Raw genomic sequence first — 22,303 nt, 5'->3', positions numbered from 1 at the left:
AATGCCACATTTTCGCACGCCTACGGTCGTTTCGCGGCTGCTAGTTGTAGTAGGCGAAGCGCCAAACGACTGAGAACCCCCGCTCACGGGTGGTCCGCTGCCCTCGGGTCCGGATAACCGCAGGGTTGGGCAAACAGAGAACTCATCCGAGACATTACGGAGAACACGAAAGTGCCTACGATTAACCAGCTGGTCCGCAAGGGCCGGTCACCTAAGGTCTCCAAGACCAAGGCGCCCGCACTGAAGGGCAGCCCGATGAAGCGCGGCGTTTGCACCCGCGTCTACACGACCACCCCGAAGAAGCCGAACTCGGCGCTCCGCAAGGTCGCCCGTGTGCGCCTCAACGGCGGCATCGAAGTCACCGCCTACATTCCCGGCGTTGGACACAACCTTCAGGAACACTCCATCGTGCTGGTGCGCGGCGGGCGTGTGAAGGACCTTCCGGGTGTCCGCTACAAGATTGTCCGTGGAGCACTGGATACCCAGGGCGTCAAGAACCGTAAGCAGGCGCGCAGCCGCTACGGCGCAAAGATGGAGAAGAAGTAATGCCTCGTAAGGGCCCGGCCCCGAAGCGGCCGCTCGTTGTAGATCCCGTTTACGGTTCACCCCTGGTCACTCAGCTGATCAACAAGGTGCTCGTTGACGGCAAGAAGTCGACCGCAGAGCGCATCGTCTACGGTGCACTCGAAGGCGCACGCGCCAAGTCCGGCGGCGACCCCGTTGCCGCACTGAAGAAGGCTATGGACAACGTCAAGCCGACCCTCGAGGTCCGCTCACGCCGTGTCGGTGGCGCCACCTACCAGGTTCCCGTTGAGGTGAAGCCGGGCCGCTCAACCGCCCTGGCCCTCCGCTGGCTGGTTGGCTACTCCAAGGCACGCCGCGAGAAGACGATGACCGAGCGTCTGCAGAACGAGATCCTTGACGCCTCCAATGGTCTGGGCGCCGCTGTCAAGCGCCGCGAAGACACGCACAAGATGGCCGAATCCAACAAGGCCTTCGCACACTACCGCTGGTAAATGACCTTCCCGCCCGGGTCCGCCGCACAGCGCATCCGGGCAGGGAGTCCAGCAGAACTCCATCTTCGTCAAAAGGGAGACACCGTGGCACAGGACGTGCTTACAGACCTTACAAAGGTCCGCAATATCGGCATCATGGCGCATATCGATGCCGGCAAGACCACTACTACCGAGCGCATCCTGTTCTACACGGGTGTAAACCACAAGATCGGCGAGACCCACGACGGCGCCTCGACGACCGACTGGATGGAACAGGAAAAGGAACGCGGCATCACCATCACGTCTGCCGCCGTGACCAGCTTCTGGCACAACAACCAGATCAACATCATCGACACCCCCGGCCACGTCGACTTCACCGTCGAGGTTGAGCGCTCACTGCGCGTCCTCGACGGCGCCGTCGCAGTGTTCGACGGCAAGGAGGGCGTTGAGCCCCAGTCGGAGACCGTCTGGCGCCAGGCCGACAAGTACGAAGTTCCCCGCATCTGCTTCGTCAACAAGATGGACAAGCTCGGCGCCGACTTCTACTTCACCGTCGACACCATCATCAGCCGCCTCGGCGCCAAGCCGCTGGTCCTCCAGCTGCCCATCGGTGCAGAGAACGACTTCATCGGCGTCGTCGACCTTGTCGAAATGCGCGCGCTGGTCTGGCCGGGCGACGCCAAGGGCGACGTGACGATGGGTGCCAAGTACGAGGTCCAGGAGATCCCCGAGGATCTCAAGGAAAAGGCCGAGGAATACCGCGCGGCCCTCGTCGAGACCGTAGCCGAGTCCTCCGATGCCCTCATGGGCAAGTACCTCGAGGGCGAAGAGCTCACCGTCGCGGAAATCAAGGCCGGCATCCGCAAGATGACGATCAACTCCGAGCTCTACCCGATCCTCTGCGGCTCCGCGTTCAAGAACCGCGGCGTCCAGCCGATGCTTGACGCCGTCGTTGATTACCTTCCGTCCCCGCTCGACGTCCCCGCGATGATCGGTCACGATCCCCGCGACGAGACCGCCGAGATGACCCGCAAGCCCAGCACCGAAGAGCCGTTCTCGGCCCTGGCGTTCAAGGTTGCGACCCACCCGTTCTTCGGCCAGCTGACCTTCATCCGGGTTTACTCCGGACAGGTCTCCGCAGGCACCCAGGTGATGAACTCCACCAAGGGCAAGAAGGAGCGCATCGGCAAGCTGTTCCAGATGCACGCCAACAAGGAAAACCCTGTTGAAGAGGCACTGGCCGGACACATCTACGCTGCGATCGGGCTGAAGGACACCACCACCGGTGACACCCTCTCCGACGCGACGAACCAGATCGTCCTCGAGTCCATGAGCTTCCCGGAGCCCGTGATCTCGGTTGCCATCGAACCCAAGACGAAGGGCGACCAGGAGAAGCTTTCAACGGCTATCCAGAAGCTCTCCGCCGAGGATCCGACCTTCCAGGTTTCCCTCAACGAGGACACCGGACAGACGATCATCGCAGGCATGGGCGAGCTCCACCTGGACATCCTCGTGGACCGCATGCGCCGCGAATTTAAGGTCGAGGCAAACGTGGGCAAGCCCCAGGTCGCCTACCGCGAGACGATCAAGCGCGCGGTCGCCAAGCACGACTACACCCACAAGAAGCAGACCGGTGGATCGGGGCAGTTCGCGAAGATCCAGATCGCCATCGAGCCGATGGAAGTTGAAGAAGGCGTCCTTTACGCGTTCGACAACAAGGTCACCGGTGGACGCGTTCCCCGCGAGTACATCCCCAGCGTTGATGCAGGCATCCAGGACGCCCTCAACGACGGCGTGCTCGCCGGGTACCCCGTGGTCGGCATCAAGGCCACGCTGCTCGACGGCGCCTACCACGACGTTGACTCATCCGAAATGGCCTTCAAGATCGCCGGACGTATGGCGTTCAAGGAAGCCGCACGGATGGCCAACCCGGTTCTGCTCGAACCGCTGATGGATGTTGAGGTCCGCACACCCGAGGAGTACATGGGTGAAGTTATCGGCGACCTCAACTCCCGCCGCGGCCAGATGCAGTCGATGGAGGACGCAAGCGGCGTAAAGGTCATCCGCGCCTTCGTGCCCCTCTCCGGAATGTTCGGTTACATCGGGGATCTGCGGTCGAAGACCCAGGGCCGCGCCGTGTACTCGATGCAGTTCAACAGCTACTCCGAGGTTCCCAAGGCCGTGGCTGACGAAATCATCCAGAAGACTCGTGGTGAGTAACTTCGGATAACCCGCCGGCAACGGTGGTGGTATCCAGTGGAGCCGGCGGGCATTGCGCCCGCCGGCCCCACACCAGCCAACGGTCCGCAGGGGCCGCGAGCGACAAGCAATTTAAAGAAAACCAAAAGCCCCAAGTAGACTTGCATCAGTTTCAGCTGCGAAAAGCGCGGCTGGGAAGCAAATCTTCTCAAACGTTCTAGGAGGAACCCGTGGCGAAGGCAAAGTTCGAGCGGACTAAGCCGCACGTTAACATCGGCACCATTGGTCACGTTGACCATGGAAAGACCACGTTGACGGCTGCCATTTCCAAGGTGCTGTACGACAAGTACCCCACTCTCAACGAGCAGCGTGACTTCGCGTCTATCGACTCGGCTCCCGAGGAGAAGCAGCGCGGCATCACCATCAACATCTCGCATGTTGAGTACCAGACTGAGAAGCGCCACTACGCACACGTAGACGCTCCCGGTCACGCTGACTACATCAAGAACATGATCACCGGTGCTGCTCAGATGGATGGTGCAATCCTCGTTGTTGCAGCAACCGACGGCCCGATGGCTCAGACCCGCGAGCACGTTCTGCTCGCCCGCCAGGTTGGTGTTCCCTACCTGCTGGTCGCGCTGAACAAGTCCGACATGGTTGAGGATGAGGAACTGCTGGACCTCGTCGAGATGGAGGTCCGCGAGCTGCTCAGCGCGCAGGGCTTCGATGGCGACGAAGCACCCGTGGTCCGCGTTTCCGGCCTGAAGGCCCTCGAAGGCGACGCCGAGTGGGTCAAGTCGGTTGAAGACCTGATGGCTGCTGTGGACGAGTCCGTTCCGGACCCCGTTCGCGACAAGGACAAGCCCTTCCTCATGCCTGTCGAGGACGTCTTCACCATCACCGGCCGTGGAACCGTTGTTACGGGCCGCGCCGAGCGTGGAACCCTGAAGATCAACTCCGAGGTCGAGATCGTCGGCATCCGTCCGGTCCAGAAGACCACGGTTACCGGTATCGAGATGTTCCACAAGCAGCTCGACGAAGCATGGGCCGGCGAGAACTGTGGCCTCCTGCTCCGCGGCATCAAGCGCGAAGACGTAGAGCGCGGCCAGGTTATCGTGAAGCCGGGTTCGATCACCCCGCACACCGACTTCGAGGCCAACGTCTACATCCTGGCCAAGGACGAGGGCGGGCGTCACAACCCGTTCTACTCGAACTACCGCCCGCAGTTCTACTTCCGCACCACGGACGTAACCGGCGTCATCACCCTCCCCGAGGGCACCGAAATGGTTATGCCTGGCGACAACACTGAGATGACCGTTGCGCTCATCCAGCCCATCGCTATGGAAGAGGGCCTCGGCTTCGCTATCCGCGAAGGCGGCCGCACCGTTGGTTCAGGACGCGTCACCAAGATCATCAAGTAGTCCTTCGACTGCCTGACTGCTCTACCGAGAAGGGCCCCGTTGCTACGGCAGCGGGGCCCTTTTCTTGTGCGGCCAACGCTCTGCAGTACCCGAAGGCGATGAGCGCACCCGCTTGCGACCAGCGGGCCCGATTGCGACGAACGCATGCGGTATTGCGGGTGCGTTAGTCGCAATCCGGTGCGGCAGCCGGAAACGCATCTGCCGATGTCAACATAACCCCCCGACACGCCGTCGGAGCTGCCACCGGCGGGGGAAGGTTGCTCCATGGCGAGCTTCACCCAGCTTCGGACGATGATTTCGACGACCGCGGAATACTCCGCGCAGGGCATCAGCCCCCGGAGACTGCAGCGGCGGTGCGCCGAGGGGGAGATGCTCCGGGTGAGGCAGGGGCTCTATGTGTCGCGGGAGGCCTGGCTGGACCTCGACCGCTGTGACCGGTACCGGCTGAGGATCCTCGCCGTGCACCTCTCCGCGCAGCACCCGCCGGTCTTCTGCCACGAGAGCGCCGCCCTGATCCACGGGCTTCCCCTTCTTGCTGTCCCTCCCAACGTGCATGTGCAGCAGGGGGCGGTTCGGTGTGCGCGTTCACGGGGTGACATCCGGCGGCACTTCACCTCGTCGGGTGTTCCGCCCGTCGTCCGCGTCGCCGGGCTGCGCGCGACGACCCTCGATGCAACGCTCGCCGCACTCGCCGTCGACTGCGGTTTTGGGCAGGCCGTCGTCGCGCTCGATCACGCTCTGCGGCGGCGCGTGACCGACCCGGCCGCACTCCGGGCGAGGTTGTGGTCGAGGAAAAGCTGAGGGAGGACCGCCTGCGTGCGCTGGGGCTGCGGGTGGTCCGCTGGACCTGGGACGACCTCCGGGGCCCGGCCCACCCGCGGGAACTGCTCATGGCCGCAGGCCTCCTCCCGGGCAGGACCCGGCGGTGGCCGGCCCGCACAGTACCGGTGGAAGTGGATCCGCCGCACTCGAACCGGGCCGACGCACTCCGGAACGACGGCCGCACCGGCTAACGGCGAGGCGCTCGTCGCAATCGGGTGCGGAGCCGGCCCCGGCGCGCCGCCGCCGACACGCCGGAGCAGCAGCCGGAAAACCCCGGGGATTAGCGTTTGACGGCCATCTCTGCCAGACTAGAGAAGTTGTTCAAGCGCTTGCGCGTGCGGTTTGAGACCCAATCCCGGTCAGGATAATGCCTGATGCAGGGTTAAAGTTCACCGGTCCGCGTGGCCCAAATATAATCCACCCCGTCCAGCCCGGCTGGAATGCGCTGTTTGTTCGTGTCGGATTGCGCGACACGCCCGAGCGCGGGGGTCGGAGCCTTAGCAGGGTGAGGAACCCGGAATTGTCCGGATTCAGTCTGTGGAGGAGCGCCGTACAACGGGCGCAGGCAATGTACGTACCGGAACTGCCTCGGCAGTTTTCATGTAGAGAGAGAGTCGAGACGCCATGGCGGGACAGAAAATCCGCATCCGGCTGAAGTCATATGACCACGAGGTCATTGATGTTTCAGCGCGGAAGATCGTTGAGACGGTGACGCGCGCAGGCGCTACGGTTGTCGGCCCGGTGCCGCTGCCCACGGAGAAGAACGTTTTCGTTGTTATCCGGTCCCCGCACAAGTACAAGGACAGCCGTGAGCACTTCGAAATGCGTACTCACAAGCGTCTGATCGACATCATTGATCCCACGCCCAAGGCCGTCGATTCGCTGATGCGTCTCGATCTGCCCGCGGACGTGAACATCGAAATCAAGCTGTAAGGGAGAGCGGATACACATGTCTACTTCACTTACGCGTCAGGTTAAAGGCCTGCTGGGCATCAAGCTCGGCATGACCCAGGTCTGGGACGAGAACAACAACCTCATCCCCGTCACCGTGGTCCAGGCCGACTCAAACGTTATTACGCAGCTGCGCACCGCGGACAAGGACGGCTACACCGCCGTTCAGATCGGCTTCGGCCAGATCGACCCCCGCAAGGTCACCAAGCCGCTCGCCGGACACTTCGAGAAGGCCGGGGTCAACCCGCGCCGCCACGTCGTTGAGCTGCGTACCTCCGACGCTGATACCTACTCGCTCGGCCAGGAGCTCTCTGTTGAGATCTTCGAAGCCGGCCAGACGGTTGACGTTATCGGCACCACCAAGGGCAAGGGCTTCGCCGGTGTCATGAAGCGCCACGGCTTCCACGGCGTTGGAGCATCGCACGGCGCCCACAAGAACCACCGCAAGCCCGGCTCCATCGGTGGCGCATCCACCCCCAGCCGCGTCTTCAGGGGAATGAAAATGGCAGGCCGCATGGGTGCCGTTCGTCAGACCACGCTGAACCTCACGGTTCACGGCGTCGACGCCGAGAAGTCGCTGCTGCTGATCAAGGGCGCTGTACCTGGCGCCCGCGGCCAGGTCGTCCTCGTACGCACCGCCGTGAAGGGAGCATAGCCAAATGGCTGTCCAAACAGTAAAGGTCGATTTCCCCGCGGAGATCTTCGACGTTCAGACGAACGTACCGCTGCTGCACCAGGTCGTCGTGGCCCAGCTTGCGGCTGCCCGCCAGGGCACCCACAAGACCAAGACCCGCGCCGAGGTGAGCGGTGCAGGCCGCAAGCCGTTCAAGCAGAAGGGAACCGGCCGCGCCCGCCAGGGTTCGATCCGCGCCCCGCACATGACCGGTGGCGGCGTTGTCCACGGACCCACGCCCCGCGACTACAGCCAGCGCACCCCGAAGAAGATGAAGGCAGCCGCCCTGCGCGGAGCCCTCTCGGACCGTGCACGCAACGGCCGCATCCACGTCCTCGAATCCCTCGTTGCCGGCGACAAGCCGTCCACCAAGGGTGCCATCGAGACGCTTCGTTCAATCTCCGAGCGGCCCAACCTGCTCGTCGTGATCGAACGCGCCAACGACGTATCGGCGCTGTCCGTACGCAACGTTCCCGGAGTCCACGTTCTGTATGTTGACCAGCTCAACACGTACGACGTGCTGGTCTCCGACGACGTGATCTTCACGAAGGCCGCCTACGACACGTTCGTTGACTCGGCTGAAGTTACTTCCAGGGAGGATGCCAAGTGAGCGGCACCATCGCAAAGGATCCGCGCGACGTCGTCATTGCACCCGTCGTCTCGGAAAAGAGCTACGGCCTGATCGACGAAGGCAAGTACACCTTCCTGGTCGACCCGCGCTCCAACAAGGCTGAAATCAAGCTGGCCGTGGAGAAGATCTTCTCCGTCAAGGTCGACTCGATCAACACCATCAACCGTGCAGGTAAGCGCAAGCGCACCAAATTCGGGTGGGGACAGCGCAAGGGCACCAAGCGTGCCATTGTGTCCCTCAAAGAAGGCACAATCGACATCTTCGGCGGTCCGCTCGCTTAGAGCGGAGACCACTTTAACGAGGAAATGACACATGGGAATCCGTAAATACAAGCCGACAACGCCGGGCCGCCGCGGCTCCAGCGTTGCCGACTTCGCAGAAATCACACGATCGACACCGGAGAAGTCACTGGTGCGTCCGCTCCCCAAAAAGGGCGGCCGTAACAACACCGGCAAGATCACAACCCGTCACAAGGGTGGTGGACACAAGCGTCAGTACCGTCTGATCGACTTCCGCCGCCACGACAAGGACGGCGTCGACGCCCGCGTAGCTGAGATCGAATACGATCCCAACCGCACGGCACGCATCGCCCTCCTGCACTACGTTGATGGCACCAAGCGCTACATCATCGCGCCGAACAAGCTCAAGCAGGGCGACTTCGTCGAGGCCGGCGCCGGGGCTGACATCAAGCCCGGCAACAACCTGCCGCTGCGCAACATCCCCGTCGGTACCGTGATCCACGCTGTTGAGCTCCGCCCAGGCGGCGGCGCCAAGATGGCACGCTCCGCCGGTGCATCGGTTCAGCTCGTCGCCAAGGAAGGCCGCTTCGCCCAGCTGCGTCTGCCCTCCGGTGAAATCCGCAACGTCGACGTCCGCTGCCGTGCAACGGTCGGCGAGGTCGGGAACGCCGAGCAGTCGAACATCAACTGGGGCAAGGCCGGCCGCAGCCGCTGGAAGGGCATCCGCCCGACCGTCCGTGGTGTGGCAATGAACCCCGTTGACCACCCCCACGGTGGTGGTGAAGGCAAGACCTCCGGTGGACGCCACCCGGTCAACCCCAACGGCAAGGCCGAGGGACGCACGCGTCGCCTCAACAAAGAGAGCGATTCACTCATTGTGCGTCGCCGTCGTTCCGGCAAGAACAAGCGATAGGAGCCTGGAGACATGCCACGCAGCCTGAAGAAAGGCCCCTTCGTCGATCAGCACCTTTACGTAAAGGTCGCTCGCGAGAACGAATCGGGCACAAAGAACGTCATCAAGACGTGGTCCCGCCGCTCCATGATCGTGCCCGACATGCTCGGACACACGATCGCGGTTCACGACGGGCGCAAGCACATTCCGGTGTTTGTCACCGAGTCGATGGTCGGGCACAAGCTCGGCGAATTCGCTCCCACGCGGACTTTCCGCGGCCATGTTAAGGACGACCGCAAGGGCAAGCGCCGCTAGGCGCTTGGCTCTTACGGCTAAGACGAGAGAAGGAAAGCAATGGAAGCCAAGGCAATTGCGCGTCATATCCGCGTAACGCCTATGAAGGCCCGGCGCGTCGTCAACCTTGTTCGTGGTAAGCAGGCGAATGAGGCTCTGGCTATTCTGAAGTTTGCCCCACAGGTTGCTTCAGAGCCGGTATTCAAGGTAGTTCAGTCGGCAATGGCCAACGCCCGCGTCCTCGCGGACCGGGATGGCGTTGCCTTCGACGAGGGCGACCTGGTCATTAGCGAAGCATTTGTCGATGAAGGCCCCACGATGAAGCGGTTCCGTCCGCGTGCCCAGGGCCGCGCGTTCCGCATCAACAAGCGGACCAGCCACATCACAGTTGTTGTAGCTACCCCTGAGAAAGTGGAGGTCCGCTAAGTGGGACAGAAAGTAAACCCGCACGGGTTCCGACTCGGCATCACCACGGACCACAGGTCTCACTGGTTTGCTGACAGCAACAAGCCAGGCCAGCGCTACAGGGACTTCGTCCGCGAGGACATCAAGATCCGCCAGCTCATGTCAACTGGCATGGACCGCGCAGGCATCGCCAAGGTCGAGATCGAGCGCACCCGTGACCGCGTCCGTGTGGATATCCACACTGCGCGTCCGGGTATCGTCATCGGCCGCCGCGGCGCCGAGGCCGACCGCATCCGCGGCGAGCTCGAGAAGCTCACGGGCAAGCAGGTGCAGCTGAACATCCTCGAGGTGAAGAACCCCGAGATCGAAGCCCAGCTCGTAGCCCAGGGCATCGCCGAGCAGCTCTCCTCACGCGTGGCCTTCCGCCGTGCGATGAAGAAGGCAATGCAGTCCGCACAGCGTGCGGGAGCAAAGGGCATCCGTGTCCAGTGCTCCGGCCGCCTGGGTGGAGCCGAAATGAGCCGTTCGGAGTTCTACCGCGAAGGCCGTGTGCCCCTGCACACCCTGCGCGCGAACATCGACTACGGCTTCTTCGAGGCCAAGACCACCTTCGGCCGCATCGGCGTGAAGGTCTGGATCTACAAGGGTGACGTCACCGCGAAGGAACTGGCAGCCCAGGCTGCAGCAGCTCCCTCACGCGGCCGCGGCGGAGACCGTCCGGGCCGTGGCCCCGCCGGCGCCGAGCGCGGTGGCGAGCGTCGCCGTCGTACGCCGGAGCGCGCCGAGGGCCAGGGCGCAGCAGCGCCCGCCGAGACCGCCGCAGCACCCGCCGCGGCTGAAGGAGGACAGGCTTAAATGCTTATCCCACGTCGAGTCAAATTCCGTAAGCAGCACCACCCGGGTCGTTCCGGCGCTGCTACCGGTGGCACCGAGGTCAGCTTTGGCGAATGGGGTATCCAGGCTCTGAGCCCGGCATACGTCACCAACCGCCAGATCGAGTCGGCCCGTATTGCAATGACCCGCCACATCAAGCGTGGCGGAAAGGTCTGGATCAACATCTATCCGGACCGTCCGTTGACCAAGAAGCCTGCCGAAACCCGCATGGGTTCCGGTAAGGGTTCGCCCGAGTGGTGGGTGGCCAACGTCAAGCCGGGACGGGTTCTTTTCGAACTGTCCGGTGTTTCCGAAGAGGTAGCCCGCGAAGCCCTGCGCCTCGCGATCCACAAGCTGCCGTTGAAGGCACGCATCGTGCGTCGTGAGGGTGGTGAATAGCATGGCATTGGGTTCAAAGGAACTAGCAACGGATCAGCTTGACGGGTTCGACAAGGACCGTCTCGTTGAGGAACTCCGCAAGGCCAAGGAGGAGCTGTTCAACCTCCGCTTCCAGTCGGCCACCGGCCAGCTGGAAAGCCATGGCCGGCTGCGCCTGGTCAAGCGCGACATTGCTCGCATCTACACGGTGCTGCGTGAGCGCGAGCTGGGCATCCGTCCAGAGGTGATTGCTCCCGTCCAGGAAGCAAAGCCCGAAAAGACGGAAAAGGCAAAGAAATCCAAGAAGGCCTCCACTAAGGACGCCAAGTCCGTGGACACCGAGGCTTCTGAGGAGGACGCCAAATGAGTGAGCAGAACACCGAAAGCACGACAACCGACGTCAATGCACGCGGATACCGCAAGGTCCGCCGCGGGTATGTTGTTTCGGACAAGATGGAAAAGACCATCACGGTCGAGGTTGAGGACCGCGTGAAGCACGGGCTGTACGGCAAGGTCATCCGCCGCAGCTCGAAGGTCAAGGCTCACGACGAGCAGAACGCCGCCGGCATCGGCGACATGGTTCTGATCTCGGAGACCCGGCCGCTTTCCGCCACCAAGCGGTGGCGTCTCGTGGAAATCATCGAGAAGGCCAAGTAACACCAGCCGAACGGGGAGGCCCTGGACACGATTCGTGTCCGGGGCCTTTTCGCGATAGTATGAAAATCTTGTCTGTCGAGTGGGCTGGTGAACTCTGCCTTCACACCGGCAAATAGGCAAAAGCCCGATGATCTTGTTCAACACAATCCGCGGAATTTCCAATGCGCTTCGGCGTGCGCTTGTGCTGAGTACCAGTATCTCGGGGCCCACCCATATCCGTTCCGCAAGGCTCGCTAAGAGAACCAGCGCGACGACAGGAGTAATAAGTGATTCAGCAGGAGTCGCGGCTTAAGGTCGCCGACAACACGGGGGCCAAGGAAATCTTGACCATCCGCGTTCTCGGAGGATCGGGACGCCGCTACGCAGGCATCGGCGACGTCATCGTCGCCACCGTCAAGGACGCAATCCCCGGCGGCAATGTCAAGAAGGGCGACGTCGTCAAGGCGGTCATCGTCCGCACCAAGAAGGAACGCCGCCGCGCGGACGGTTCCTACATCAAGTTTGATGAAAACGCAGCAGTGATCCTGAAGAACGACGGCGACCCCCGCGGTACCCGTATCTTCGGCCCTGTCGGCCGCGAACTGCGCGACAAGCGTTTCATGAAGATCATCTCGCTGGCGCCGGAGGTGCTTTAAGTCCATGGCACAGAAATCTGGAAAGCTTAAGATCAAGAAGGGTGACCTCGTTCAGGTCATCACTGGAGCCAAGCAGGAACGCGGCGGAGACCGCGGCAAGCAGGGCAAGGTCCTGAAGGTGTTCCCCGAGACGAACCGCGTTCTCGTGGAGGGTGTCAACACGATCACCAAGCACACCAAGGCCACCCAGCACGAAGGCCACAGCCACGCCGGTGGAATCCAGGTCGTTGAAGCACCGCTGCACATCAGCAACGTTGCAATCGTCGATCCCGAGACCAAGAAGCCCACGCGCGTCGGTTACCGCCTGGAGACCGTCGAGCGCGACGGCCGCCAGCGCACCGTCCGCATCCGCGTGGCCAAGTCATCAGGGAAGGATCTGTAATGACTGTTGAAACCGCAGAGACCAAGGTTCTCCCTCGCCTGAAGGCCCGCTACGCCGCTGAAATCAAGTCTGCCCTGCAGGAGGAATTCAGCTACTCGAACGTGAACCAGGTGCCCCGGCTGGTCAAGGTTGTCGTAAACATGGGTGTTGGAGATGCCGCAAAGGACTCCAAGCTCATCGACGGCGCCGTCAAGGACCTCACCGCGATCACCGGCCAGAAGCCCCAGGTCACGAAGGCCCGCAAGTCGATCGCCCAGTTCAAGCTGCGTGAGGGAATGCCCATCGGCGCCCACGCAACGCTGCGCGGAGACCGCATGTGGGAATTCGTTGACCGCCTGGTGACCCTCGCCCTGCCACGTATCCGCGACTTCCGCGGCCTCAACGGCAAGCAGTTCGACGGCAACGGCAACTACACCTTCGGCCTCACGGAACAGTCGATGTTCCACGAGATCGACCAGGACAAGATCGACCGCGTGCGTGGCATGGACATCACCGTGGTCACGACCGCCAAGACCGATGCCGAAGGCCGTGCGCTGCTCAAGGCACTTGGCTTCCCGTTCAAATCCGAAGATTAATCTAACTACGTTGCAGGTCCGTTCCAGCCCGAGCCCGGCGCACGCTGAGCCCGGGGCGGAGTCCGGAAACCGTTACGAGGAAGGGCAAGAGCCCACATGACAATGACAGATCCTGTCGCAGACATGCTTACGCGTCTGCGCAACGCAAACTCGGCATACCACGACTCCGTGTCGATGCCGTACAGCAAGCTGAAGGCGCGCGTCGCCGACATCCTGAAGGCCGAAGGCTACATCGCCGGCTGGAAGGAAGAGGAAGCCGAAGTCGGCAAGAAGCTGACCATCGACCTCAAGTTCGGCCCGGACCGCCAGCGTTCAATCGCCGGCATCCGCCGCATCTCCAAGCCCGGACTCCGCGTTTACGCGAAGTCCACCAACCTGCCGCACGTCCTGGGCGGCCTGGGTATCGCCATCCTGTCCACGTCCTCCGGTCTGCTCACAGACCGCCAGGCATCCAAGAAGGGTGTAGGTGGGGAAGTCCTCGCCTACGTCTGGTAGCGGGAAAGGGAAAGAAAAATGTCACGTATTGGACGTCTCCCCATCACCGTTCCTGCAGGTGTCGAGGTCAAGGTCAACGGCAGTGAAGTCTCCGTCAAGGGAACCAAGGGCGAGCTGAGCCACACCGTGCCCAGCCCGATCGAAGTAACCCTCGAAGACAGCACCGTCACCGTCAGCCGGCCCAACGACGAGCGTGTCTCACGCTCGCTGCACGGCCTCACCCGGACCCTGATCTCCAACATGATCGTTGGAGTGACCGAGGGCTACAAGAAGAACCTCGAGATCGTTGGCACGGGTTACCGTGTCCAGGCCAAGGGCGCCGATCTCGAGTTCGCGCTGGGCTACAGCCACCCGGTTGCCGTCAAGGCACCCGAGGGCATCGTCCTGACTGTCGAGACCCCCACCAAGCTCTCGGTATCGGGTATCAACAAGCAGCAGGTCGGCGAGGTCGCTGCGAACATCCGCAAGCTGCGCAAGCCCGACCCTTACAAGGGCAAGGGTATCCGCTATGCAGGCGAGATCATCCGCCGCAAGGTCGGAAAGGCTGGTAAGTAACCATGGCAATCAGCATCAATAAGAAGCGAAGCTCCAAGAGCAAGTCCGCCTCCCGCGGCCGCCGTCACCTCCGCGTGCGCAAGCGCGTCTCGGGTACCGCGGTGCGCCCGCGCCTGGTCGTCAACCGTTCGGCCCGCCACGTATTCGTGCAGGTTGTCGATGACACCAAGGGCATCACCGTTGCCTCCGCGTCGACCCTCGAAGCGGACCTTCGTGCGTTCGACGGCGACAAGACCGCCAAGGCCAAGCGCGTTGGCGAGCTCGTTGCCGAGCGCGCCAAGGCTGTCGGCGTCGAGGCTGTCGTGTTCGACCGTGGTGGCAACAAGTACCACGGCCGTGTCGCGGCTATCGCAGACGGCGCACGTGAAGGTGGGCTGGCACTGTGACCGAGGAAAACAAGGCAAAGGAAGCCCCATTGAATACGGCTACAGAGCAGCCAGTGACCGAAGCCCCGGCTGCGGGTTCAACTGAAACCGCGTCGGCCGACGACAAGAACCGCAGCGCCCGTGGAAGCGGACGCGGCGGTGAGCGCGGCAAGAGCGACCGCGGCGGACGTGGTGGCCGCGACGGGCGCGACGGCGGCCGGAACGACGACAAGGACAAGTTCATTGAACGCGTCGTCACCATCAACCGCGTTGCCAAGGTCGTCAAGGGCGGCCGCCGGTTCAGCTTCACCGCCCTCGTGGTGGTAGGCGACGGCAACGGCATGGTCGGCGTCGGCTACGGCAAGGCCAAGGAAGTTCCCTCGGCAATCCAGAAGGCCGTCGAGGAAGCCAAGAAGACGATGTTCCGCGTACCGCGCATCGGCGGCACCGTACCCCACCTGGTGCAGGGAGAGGCAGCGGCTGGCGTCGTTCTGCTCCGCCCGGCGTCCCCAGGTACCGGTGTTATCGCCGGCGGCCCGGTCCGTGCGATCCTCGAGTGCGCCGGCATCCACGACGTGCTCTCCAAGTCGCTCGGTTCCTCGAACGCCATCAACATCGTTCACGCGACCGTTGATGCGCTCAAGCGCCTCGAAGAGCCCCAGGCAGTCGCAGCCCGCCGCGGCCTGCCCCTTGACGAGGTTGCCTCCCACCAGATGCTCCGCGCCATGGCAGCTCAGAAGGTAGGTGCGTAATGACCGCCATTACACCCAAGCGCGTGAAGGTCAGCTCAGCGAAGCTGCAGATCACGCAGATCAAGTCCGTCATTGGCGGCAAGCAGAACCAGCGCGACACCCTGCGGTCCCTCGGCCTTAAGCGGATCGGCCACACCGTGGTCCGTGAAGCCGACGCTGTGACCGTTGGAATGGTCAACACGGTTCCGCACCTCGTGAAGGTTGAGGAGGCCAACTAATGGCAGAGGAAAAGACAACGGCTGTAGCCGAAGGAAACACAGAGCGCGTCCACGCCCTGAAGGTCCACCACCTGCGTCCGGCCCCCGGAGCCAAGACCAAGAAGACCCGTGTGGGTCGAGGCGAAGGCTCCAAGGGCAAGACTGCCGGACGTGGAACCAAGGGAACGTCGGCCCGCTACCAGGTGAAGGCAGGATTCGCAGGCGGCCAGCTGCCGCTGCACATGCGTCTGCCCAAGCTGCGCGGGTTCAAGAACCCGTTCCGGGTCGAGTTCCAGGTTGTGAACCTGGACAAGATCTCCGAGCTGTACCCGGACGGCGGCGACGTGACTATCGAGAACCTCGTAGCCAACGGCGCCGTCCGCAAGAACCAGCCCGTCAAGGTGCTGGGGACCGGTGAGCTCACCGTGAAGGTCGATGTGAAGGTCAACGCCTTCTCCTCCAGCGCAGCGGAGAAAATCGCTGCCGCTGGCGGATCGGCAACCGAGGTCTAAAGCAATTCGACCCCGGGTCCGTGCTGTGATCTGCACAGCTAGGAACTAGACTCTTGGTGGGTCGGCGCGTGCCGGCCCACCAAGAGTTTTCCGGCTTTAAGAGCCCCACCCAAACCCCCGGTTCAGAAGCACCGGGGTCCAACCGTTAGACTCGGTTGTTGAGTACTGTCCGCGACGGACAATTCAGACCTTCAGGAGGACGCTTGCTTAGCGCTATTGGCCGGGCTTTCCGGACGCCAGACTTGCGGCGCAAGCTGTTGTTCACGCTGGGAATTATCGCCATCTTCCGCCTCGGGGCCTTCATTCCGGCACCCGGGGTCGACTACGGCAACGTTCAGCAGTGCCTCGACCTCGGGAACACCGAGGGCGGCCTGTACCAGTTCGTGAACCTTTTCAGCGGGGGAGCGCTCCTCCAGGTTTCGATCTTTGCCCTCGGCATCATGCCGTACATCACCGCCAGCATCATCACGCAGCTCCTGCGCGTTGTGATCCCCCGGTTCCAGGAACTCCATGAGGAAGGCGCCCAGGGCCAGTCGCGGCTGACGCAGTACACGCGGTACCTGACGATCGCCCTCGGCCTGCTCAACGCAACCACCCTCGTCTCCCTGGCGCGCTCGGGTGCACTGCTGGGCGACTGCCCGGTGCCGCTGATTCCCGACGATTCGCTGATCACCGTCATCCTGCTGATCATCACGCTCACCGCGGGCACCGGCCTGATCATGTGGATGGGCGAGCTCATCACCGAAAAGGGCGTCGGCAACGGAATGTCGCTGCTGATCTTCACGGCCATCGCCGCCGGTTTCCCCACCTCCCTGGGCGAAATCCTCCGCACCCAGGGCTGGACCATCTTCCTGGGCGTCCTGCTGATGGGCATCGTGGTTGTAACGCTCGTGATCTTCGTCGAGCAGTCGCAGCGGCGCATCCCCGTCCAGTACGCCAAGCGCATGATCGGCCGGCGCACGCTCGGTGGGAGCAGCACCTACATTCCGATCAAGGTCAACATGGCCGGGGTCATCCCGGTCATCTTCGCCTCGTCGATGCTCTACCTGCCGTCCCTGATCGCGCAGTTCAACACGCCCACCGACGGCGAGTCGCCGACGCCGGGCTGGGTCAACTGGATCACGACCTACCTCTCCAGCGGAGACCACCCGTTCTATGCGGCGCTGTACTTCGCCATGATCGTGTTCTTCACGTACTTCTACGTGGCGATCACGTTCAACCCGGACGAGGTGTCCGAGAACATGAAGAAGTACGGCGGGTTCATCCCGGGCATCCGTGCCGGACGCCCGACCGCCGAGTACCTCCAGTACGTGCTCTCCCGCATCACCCTCCCCGGCGCCATTTACCTCGGCCTCGTGGCACTGATCCCGCTGATCGCCCTCGTGGCGATCGGCGCCAACCAGAACTTCCCATTCGGCGGCACCTCGATCCTGATCATGGTGGGTGTTGGGCTGGAAACCGTGAAGCAGATTGACGCCCAGCTCCAGCAGCGTCACTACGAAGGGCTACTGCGATGACAAGAATGCTGATTATCGGGCCTCCCGGATCGGGCAAGGGCACCCAGGCGGCACGCATCTCCGAGCGCCTTGGCGTCGTCGCAATCTCGACGGGAGACATCTTCCGCGACAACGTCAAGCGCGCGACGCCGCTGGGCGTGGAGGCGAAGAAGTACATGGACGCCGGGGACTTCGTTCCCGACAGCGTCACGAACAGCATGGTGCGCGACCGCCTGAAGGCCGACGACGTGCAGGAAGGCTTCCTGCTCGACGGGTACCCCCGCACGGCATCGCAGGTCGCCGAACTCGACGACATCCTCGCCTCGAACGAGCTGGCCCTCGACGTCGTGCTCCAGCTGACCGCCGAAGACGAGGAACTCGTCCGCCGCCTGCTCGGGCGTGCCGCGCTCGACGGGCGCAGCGACGACAATCAGGACGTCATCCGGCACCGGCTGCGCCTCTACCACGAGCAGACCGAGCCGGTCGTCTCGCAGTACAAGGAACGCGGCATTGTCACCGCTGTCAACGGCATCGGCAGCATCGACGAAGTCACCGAGCGCGTGATGACTGCGCTCAAGGTTGCCAGCTAGTTCATGAAATTCCGCCAGCCCAAGATCGAGTACAAGACCAACGCCCAGATGCGCACGATGCGCGAGGCCGGCCTCGTGCTCTCGAGGGGCCTTGACGAGGCGGTGGCGGCGGCGCAGGTCGGCGTCACCACCCGGGAACTTAACACCGTGTTCGAAAAGGTGCTCCGCGACGCGGGCGCAACCTCGAACTTCCTCGGCTACCACGGGTTCCCGGCGAGCATCTGCACCTCGGTAAATGAGGAAGTGGTCCACGGCATTCCGGGGGAGTACGTCCTGCGGGACGGCGACATCATCTCCATCGACGCCGGCGCCGTCGTACGCGGCTGGCACTCGGACTCCGCGCGCACCACGATCGTCGGCAAGGCCCGGCCCGAGGATGAGCGGCTCTCCCAGGTCACTGAGGCCGCCCTGTGGCGCGGCATCGCAGCGCTGGCCGAGGCCCGCTTCGTCGGAGACATCGGTGCGGCGATCGACGAATACGTTTCCGGGATCCCCGGGGCACCGCTGGGCATCCTCGAGGACTACGTCGGCCACGGCATCGGCACGCAGATGCACCAGGCGCCCGACGTGCTCAACTACCGCAGCTCCCACCGTGGCCCCAAGGTCCGCCCCGGGCTGTGCCTGGCCATCGAACCGATGCTGGTCCGCGGCGGGCTTGAGACACGGGTGCTCGACGACGACTGGACGGTTGTGACGACCGACGGCGCACGCGCCTGCCAGTGGGAGCACACCGTCGCGGTGCACGAGGGCGGCATCTGGGTGCTTTCGGCAGAGGACGGCGGCGCCTCGAAGCTCCAGCCCCTCGGTGTCACCCCCGTTCCCCTGCCGGAGTAGCAGCGGGGCCGCGGGCACCGCGGGCCCGCGATTTAACTTCTCCCCAGCCATAGCGTAGAGTTGTTTGTTGGTTGTCTCTGCTTTTGTGCCCAATTTGGGCCCGACGGCGGCGGACCGGCTTCACCGCCGTGACCGCTGCGGCAGGGTTCGACAATCAAAACCCAAACCCGTCCACCCCGCAAGCGGTGGGCATCGACGTTAGCGGAGGATATGGCCAAGAAAGACGGTGTCATTGAGATTGAAGGCACTGTGAACGAGGCGCTGCCCAACGCGATGTTCCGCGTTGAGTTGGCCAACGGACACATTGTTCTCGCCCACATTTCGGGAAAGATGCGCCAGCACTACATTCGAATCCTTCCTGAGGACCGGGTCGTAGTGGAACTCAGCCCGTACGACCTCACCCGGGGTCGTATTGTCTACCGCTACAAATAAGAATCAACTCGAAGGAAAACCATGAAGGTCAACCCGAGCGTGAAGCGGATCTGCGAGAAGTGCCAGGTGGTTCGCCGCAAGGGCAACGTTCTCGTCATCTGCGAGAACCCGCGCCACAAGCAGCGCCAGGGCTAATTACCTCTTCGAGGTCAGCCGCCCACGCGTAGTTATTTTATATAGGCAGAGCAGCACCGTTACGCGGTGCACACCCCCGGGCTCGGAGGCCGGGGACCGGAACATCAGTTCCGGGCGGGCTCTGCTTCAGACCTCCGGTATTACAAAGGAGAACCGCCGATATGGCACGTCTCGCTGGCGTAGACATTCCCCGCGAAAAGCGGGTAGTCATTGCGCTTACCTACATCTACGGCGTGGGCAAGACCCGTGCAGAGAAGACGATCGCGGACACCGGCATCAGCCCGAACACGCGCGTCAAAGACCTCTCTGACGCTGAGCTGGTTCAGCTTCGCGACTACGTTGAAGGCAACTTCAAGGTTGAGGGTGACCTCCGCCGCGAGGTCGCAGCCGACATCCGCCGCAAGGTTGAAATCGGCAGCTACGAAGGCATTCGGCACCGCCGCGGCCTTCCAGTGCGCGGTCAGCGCACGAAGACCAACGCCCGTACCCGCAAGGGTCCGAAGCGCACCGTCGCAGGCAAGAAGAAGGCCGGCCGCTAGTTCCCTAATGGCTCCCTAACCGGGCTCGCAGAGCTCGCCCGGCCAGGGGACCCACGCCATCAGGGGCCCTTTAAGTAGGGCTTCCGGTTGGAAACTCGTGCTGACTCAATGCTTAACCAAAAACCTTCGTAGGAGAAGTAATGCCCCCCAAGACTCGTGGAGCGGTGCGCAAGCCGCGTCGCAAGGATAAGAAGAACATCGCGCTCGGACAGGCGCACATCAAGAGCACCTTTAACAACACCATCGTCACCATCACGGACCCCAACGGAGCTGTAATCTCCTGGGCTTCCTCCGGTGAGGTCGGGTTCAAGGGCTCACGCAAGTCCACCCCGTTCGCCGCGCAGCTGGCCGCCGAAGCCGCTGCCAAGCGCGCTCAGGAGCACGGCGTCCGCAAGGTCGACGTCTTCGTCAAGGGCCCGGGATCAGGACGCGAAACGGCAATCCGTTCGCTGCAGGCGACCGGCCTGGAGGTCGGATCCATCTCCGACGTCACGCCCAGCGCCCACAACGGCTGCCGTCCCCCGAAGCGCCGCCGCGTCTAATCAGCTTTACGTCCACCGTGCCGCCTTGCAGGAGCTCCTGGTTCCTGCAAGGCGGTTCGGTGCCGTTATTCAAAGCTTTTGAGCCGGCTCACTAGCTGCCCCTTTCCACCATTTGTGTTGCGTCATATAGCGGATGCTCCCTGAAAGGAAATGTAAGTGCTTATTGCACAGCGCCCCACCCTGACTGAAGAAGTAGTCGCCGACAACCGCTCGCGGTTCGTGATCGAACCCCTCGAGCCCGGCTTCGGCTACACCCTCGGAAACTCTCTCCGCCGCACCCTGCTTTCCTCGATCCCCGGCGCTGCTGTCACAAGCATCCGCATCGACGGTGTGCTGCACGAGTTCACCACCGTTCCGGGTGTCAAGGAGGATGTCACAGAGATCATCCTTAACATCAAGAACCTTGCCGTTTCCTCCGAACACGACGAGCCCGTCGTCGCCTACCTGCGCAAGCAGGGCCCCGGCGTCGTTACGGCCGCCGATATCGCTCCTCCGGCAGGCGTGGAGTTCCACAACCCTGATCTGCACATCGCCACCCTCAACTCGAAGGGCAAGTTCGAACTCGAACTGACCATCGAGCGCGGCCGCGGCTATGTCTCGGCTTCGCAGAACAAGTCCGGTGACTCGGAGATCGGCCGCATTCCGGTCGACTCCATCTACTCGCCGGTGCTGAAGGTGACCTTCCGGGTCGAAGCGACCCGTGTGGAGCAGCGCACCGACTTCGACCGGCTCATCGTCGACGTCGAGACCAAGGACGCGATTGCGCCGCGCGACGCCGTCGCCTCCGCAGGAACCACCCTGGTCGAGCTGTTCGGCCTGGCCCGCGAGCTGAACATCGCCGCTGAAGGCATCGAGATCGGCCCCTCGCCCACCGACGCAGCCCTGGCTGCCGACATGGCGCTGCCGATCGAGGACCTTGAGCTGACTGTCCGCTCGTACAACTGCCTCAAGCGTGAGGGCATCCACTCCGTGGGTGAACTCGTTGCACGCTCCGAGGCCGACCTCATGGACATCCGCAACTTTGGTGCGAAGTCCATCGACGAGGTCAAGGCGAAGCTTGTTGAGCTCGGCCTTTCCCTGAAGGATTCCCCTCCAGGGTTCGACCTTGCCGCCCGTGCCGCAGCCATCGAAGAAGACGACGCCGCATACGGCGACGAAGAAGCCTAAAGAGCTACACAAGCAAGCCCTGCCAGCTGCTGGGAAGCGGCGGGCAGGACCACTATGAGGAGAAATAATCATGCCCACACCCACTAAGGGCCCACGTCTCGGAGGCGGTCCGGCGCACGAGCGCCTGATGCTCGCCAACTTGGCCGCCTCGCTGTTCGAGCACAAGCGCATCACCACCACTGTCACCAAGGCAAAGCGCCTCCGCCCCTACGCCGAGCGCCTCATCACGTTCGCGAAGAAGGGCGACCTGGCCTCGCGCCGCCGCGTCCTGGCCGTCATCAGCAGCAAGAGCATCGTGCACGAGCTGTTCACCGACATCGCCCCGGCAGTGGAGAACCGTGAAGGCGGGTACACCCGCATCACGAAGATCGGCAACCGCAAGGGCGACAACGCCCCCATGGCCGTGATCGAACTGGTCCTTGACCCGCTTTCCGCAAAGCAGGCGGTTGTCGCCGAGGCCGAGCAGGCCAAGGCCGCTCCGGCACCGGCGGCCCCCGTCGAAGAGCCGGCTGAGTCCGCAGAATCCGCAGAATCGGCAGAATCCGCAGAATCCGCAGAATCCGCAGAATCGGCTGAGTCGGCTGAGTCGGCTGAGTCCGCTCCGTCGGCTGAGGAAGCCGCTGCAACGGACGAGGCTGAGGAAGCCGACGAGAAGAAGTAACCCTTCTTC

The 22,303-nt window shown here is 63.0% G+C and carries 35 protein-coding genes; all 35 read left to right on the top strand.

Translation table 11 applies throughout. The features are described 5' to 3' along the window. Window positions 1-171: 171 nt before the first annotated feature. Window positions 172-546: a 30S ribosomal protein S12 gene (gene rpsL, locus AC4D2R_RS00820; protein WP_026545668.1), complete on the top strand. Its 375-nt coding sequence runs from the start codon at window positions 172-174 to the stop codon at window positions 544-546. Beyond that, window positions 546-1,016, top strand: coding sequence for a 30S ribosomal protein S7 (rpsG, locus tag AC4D2R_RS00815; RefSeq protein WP_043440595.1), 471 nt, complete (start codon window positions 546-548; stop codon window positions 1,014-1,016). Before rpsL ends, rpsG begins: the two co-directional genes overlap by 1 nt. A gap of 84 nt (window positions 1,017-1,100) precedes the next feature. Beyond that, window positions 1,101-3,215, top strand: coding sequence for an elongation factor G (gene fusA, locus AC4D2R_RS00810; RefSeq protein ID WP_490901253.1), 2,115 nt, complete (start codon window positions 1,101-1,103; stop codon window positions 3,213-3,215). Window positions 3,216-3,424: 209 nt separating this feature from the next. Beyond that, window positions 3,425-4,615, top strand: a complete 1,191-nt coding sequence (gene tuf, locus AC4D2R_RS00805) for an elongation factor Tu (RefSeq protein WP_490901254.1) — start codon at window positions 3,425-3,427, stop codon at window positions 4,613-4,615. Window positions 4,616-4,879: 264 nt separating this feature from the next. Further along, complete coding sequence (locus tag AC4D2R_RS00800) at window positions 4,880-5,416, top strand: hypothetical protein (RefSeq protein ID WP_490936560.1); 537 nt, start codon at window positions 4,880-4,882, stop codon at window positions 5,414-5,416. After that, entirely contained in the window at window positions 5,398-5,628 is a 231-nt protein-coding gene (locus tag AC4D2R_RS00795; RefSeq protein WP_490936559.1) for a hypothetical protein, read from the top strand. Before AC4D2R_RS00800 ends, AC4D2R_RS00795 begins: the two co-directional genes overlap by 19 nt. 433 nt (window positions 5,629-6,061) lie before the next feature. Further along, on the top strand, window positions 6,062-6,370 hold the full coding sequence (rpsJ, locus tag AC4D2R_RS00790) for a 30S ribosomal protein S10 (RefSeq protein ID WP_026531952.1): 309 nt from the start codon (window positions 6,062-6,064) through the stop codon (window positions 6,368-6,370). A gap of 16 nt (window positions 6,371-6,386) precedes the next feature. Then, on the top strand, window positions 6,387-7,043 hold the full coding sequence (gene rplC, locus AC4D2R_RS00785; protein WP_490901257.1) for a 50S ribosomal protein L3: 657 nt from the start codon (window positions 6,387-6,389) through the stop codon (window positions 7,041-7,043). 4 nt (window positions 7,044-7,047) lie between these two features. Then, window positions 7,048-7,671: a 50S ribosomal protein L4 gene (gene rplD, locus AC4D2R_RS00780; protein ID WP_490901258.1), complete on the top strand. Its 624-nt coding sequence runs from the start codon at window positions 7,048-7,050 to the stop codon at window positions 7,669-7,671. Further along, entirely contained in the window at window positions 7,668-7,973 is a 306-nt protein-coding gene (gene rplW, locus AC4D2R_RS00775; RefSeq protein WP_490901259.1) for a 50S ribosomal protein L23, read from the top strand. The genes rplD and rplW overlap by 4 nt, the downstream gene beginning before the upstream one ends. Window positions 7,974-8,004: 31 nt before the next feature. Continuing rightward, complete coding sequence (gene rplB / locus AC4D2R_RS00770) at window positions 8,005-8,844, top strand: 50S ribosomal protein L2 (protein WP_490901261.1); 840 nt, start codon at window positions 8,005-8,007, stop codon at window positions 8,842-8,844. Window positions 8,845-8,856: 12 nt separating this feature from the next. Continuing rightward, window positions 8,857-9,138: a 30S ribosomal protein S19 gene (gene rpsS, locus AC4D2R_RS00765; RefSeq protein WP_026549122.1), complete on the top strand. Its 282-nt coding sequence runs from the start codon at window positions 8,857-8,859 to the stop codon at window positions 9,136-9,138. Window positions 9,139-9,177: 39 nt separating this feature from the next. Then, window positions 9,178-9,543, top strand: coding sequence for a 50S ribosomal protein L22 (rplV, locus tag AC4D2R_RS00760; protein ID WP_120164749.1), 366 nt, complete (start codon window positions 9,178-9,180; stop codon window positions 9,541-9,543). Beyond that, window positions 9,544-10,377, top strand: coding sequence for a 30S ribosomal protein S3 (rpsC, locus tag AC4D2R_RS00755; protein ID WP_490901264.1), 834 nt, complete (start codon window positions 9,544-9,546; stop codon window positions 10,375-10,377). It begins immediately after the preceding gene. Next, window positions 10,378-10,794: a 50S ribosomal protein L16 gene (gene rplP, locus AC4D2R_RS00750; protein WP_049829176.1), complete on the top strand. Its 417-nt coding sequence runs from the start codon at window positions 10,378-10,380 to the stop codon at window positions 10,792-10,794. A 1-nt stretch (window position 10,795) separates the two neighbouring features. After that, complete coding sequence (rpmC, locus tag AC4D2R_RS00745; protein ID WP_490936558.1) at window positions 10,796-11,140, top strand: 50S ribosomal protein L29; 345 nt, start codon at window positions 10,796-10,798, stop codon at window positions 11,138-11,140. Continuing rightward, window positions 11,137-11,430, top strand: a complete 294-nt coding sequence (rpsQ, locus tag AC4D2R_RS00740) for a 30S ribosomal protein S17 (protein ID WP_490901268.1) — start codon at window positions 11,137-11,139, stop codon at window positions 11,428-11,430. The genes rpmC and rpsQ overlap by 4 nt, the downstream gene beginning before the upstream one ends. A gap of 266 nt (window positions 11,431-11,696) precedes the next feature. Further along, on the top strand, window positions 11,697-12,065 hold the full coding sequence (gene rplN / locus AC4D2R_RS00735) for a 50S ribosomal protein L14 (protein WP_049829173.1): 369 nt from the start codon (window positions 11,697-11,699) through the stop codon (window positions 12,063-12,065). A 4-nt stretch (window positions 12,066-12,069) separates the two neighbouring features. Further along, window positions 12,070-12,447 (top strand): 50S ribosomal protein L24, encoded by a 378-nt coding sequence (rplX, locus tag AC4D2R_RS00730; protein WP_490901270.1) that lies wholly within the window; start codon window positions 12,070-12,072, stop codon window positions 12,445-12,447. Further along, entirely contained in the window at window positions 12,447-13,022 is a 576-nt protein-coding gene (gene rplE, locus AC4D2R_RS00725) for a 50S ribosomal protein L5 (RefSeq protein ID WP_490901272.1), read from the top strand. The genes rplX and rplE overlap by 1 nt, the downstream gene beginning before the upstream one ends. A 96-nt stretch (window positions 13,023-13,118) precedes the next feature. After that, window positions 13,119-13,517 carry a 30S ribosomal protein S8 gene (rpsH, locus tag AC4D2R_RS00720; protein WP_043440638.1) on the top strand — a complete coding sequence of 133 codons (399 nt, stop codon included), beginning with the start codon at window positions 13,119-13,121 and terminating at the stop codon, window positions 13,515-13,517. An 18-nt stretch (window positions 13,518-13,535) separates the two neighbouring features. Then, on the top strand, window positions 13,536-14,072 hold the full coding sequence (gene rplF / locus AC4D2R_RS00715; protein ID WP_490901274.1) for a 50S ribosomal protein L6: 537 nt from the start codon (window positions 13,536-13,538) through the stop codon (window positions 14,070-14,072). Between the two features lie 2 nt (window positions 14,073-14,074). Then, on the top strand, window positions 14,075-14,458 hold the full coding sequence (gene rplR, locus AC4D2R_RS00710) for a 50S ribosomal protein L18 (protein WP_490901275.1): 384 nt from the start codon (window positions 14,075-14,077) through the stop codon (window positions 14,456-14,458). Window positions 14,459-14,511: 53 nt separating this feature from the next. Continuing rightward, entirely contained in the window at window positions 14,512-15,189 is a 678-nt protein-coding gene (rpsE, locus tag AC4D2R_RS00705) for a 30S ribosomal protein S5 (protein WP_490901522.1), read from the top strand. Then, entirely contained in the window at window positions 15,189-15,407 is a 219-nt protein-coding gene (gene rpmD / locus AC4D2R_RS00700; RefSeq protein ID WP_490901277.1) for a 50S ribosomal protein L30, read from the top strand. The genes rpsE and rpmD overlap by 1 nt, the downstream gene beginning before the upstream one ends. Continuing rightward, window positions 15,407-15,898 carry a 50S ribosomal protein L15 gene (gene rplO / locus AC4D2R_RS00695; RefSeq protein WP_490901279.1) on the top strand — a complete coding sequence of 164 codons (492 nt, stop codon included), beginning with the start codon at window positions 15,407-15,409 and terminating at the stop codon, window positions 15,896-15,898. Before rpmD ends, rplO begins: the two co-directional genes overlap by 1 nt. A 203-nt stretch (window positions 15,899-16,101) precedes the next feature. Further along, window positions 16,102-17,415: a preprotein translocase subunit SecY gene (gene secY, locus AC4D2R_RS00690; protein WP_490936556.1), complete on the top strand. Its 1,314-nt coding sequence runs from the start codon at window positions 16,102-16,104 to the stop codon at window positions 17,413-17,415. Continuing rightward, window positions 17,412-17,984, top strand: coding sequence for an adenylate kinase (locus AC4D2R_RS00685; protein WP_490936554.1), 573 nt, complete (start codon window positions 17,412-17,414; stop codon window positions 17,982-17,984). Before secY ends, AC4D2R_RS00685 begins: the two co-directional genes overlap by 4 nt. Window positions 17,985-17,987: 3 nt before the next feature. After that, window positions 17,988-18,818 (top strand): type I methionyl aminopeptidase, encoded by an 831-nt coding sequence (map, locus tag AC4D2R_RS00680; RefSeq protein WP_490936552.1) that lies wholly within the window; start codon window positions 17,988-17,990, stop codon window positions 18,816-18,818. 210 nt (window positions 18,819-19,028) lie between these two features. Continuing rightward, window positions 19,029-19,250: a translation initiation factor IF-1 gene (gene infA, locus AC4D2R_RS00675; protein WP_019481515.1), complete on the top strand. Its 222-nt coding sequence runs from the start codon at window positions 19,029-19,031 to the stop codon at window positions 19,248-19,250. 21 nt (window positions 19,251-19,271) lie between these two features. Then, window positions 19,272-19,385 carry a 50S ribosomal protein L36 gene (gene rpmJ, locus AC4D2R_RS00670; RefSeq protein ID WP_043440658.1) on the top strand — a complete coding sequence of 38 codons (114 nt, stop codon included), beginning with the start codon at window positions 19,272-19,274 and terminating at the stop codon, window positions 19,383-19,385. A gap of 161 nt (window positions 19,386-19,546) precedes the next feature. Further along, window positions 19,547-19,924, top strand: a complete 378-nt coding sequence (gene rpsM, locus AC4D2R_RS00665) for a 30S ribosomal protein S13 (protein ID WP_459280071.1) — start codon at window positions 19,547-19,549, stop codon at window positions 19,922-19,924. A gap of 140 nt (window positions 19,925-20,064) precedes the next feature. Beyond that, window positions 20,065-20,466 carry a 30S ribosomal protein S11 gene (rpsK, locus tag AC4D2R_RS00660; protein ID WP_490901287.1) on the top strand — a complete coding sequence of 134 codons (402 nt, stop codon included), beginning with the start codon at window positions 20,065-20,067 and terminating at the stop codon, window positions 20,464-20,466. A gap of 156 nt (window positions 20,467-20,622) precedes the next feature. Then, a complete protein-coding gene (locus AC4D2R_RS00655) occupies window positions 20,623-21,633 on the top strand; it encodes a DNA-directed RNA polymerase subunit alpha (RefSeq protein WP_490901289.1) in 1,011 nt (336 codons plus the stop codon). A 70-nt stretch (window positions 21,634-21,703) separates the two neighbouring features. Continuing rightward, window positions 21,704-22,294 carry a 50S ribosomal protein L17 gene (gene rplQ, locus AC4D2R_RS00650; RefSeq protein WP_490936550.1) on the top strand — a complete coding sequence of 197 codons (591 nt, stop codon included), beginning with the start codon at window positions 21,704-21,706 and terminating at the stop codon, window positions 22,292-22,294. Window positions 22,295-22,303: the final 9 nt, after the last annotated feature.

The sequence above is a fragment of the Arthrobacter sp. TJ-217 genome (genome assembly GCF_058269255.1).
This window is presented reverse-complemented; position numbering and strand designations above follow the sequence as displayed.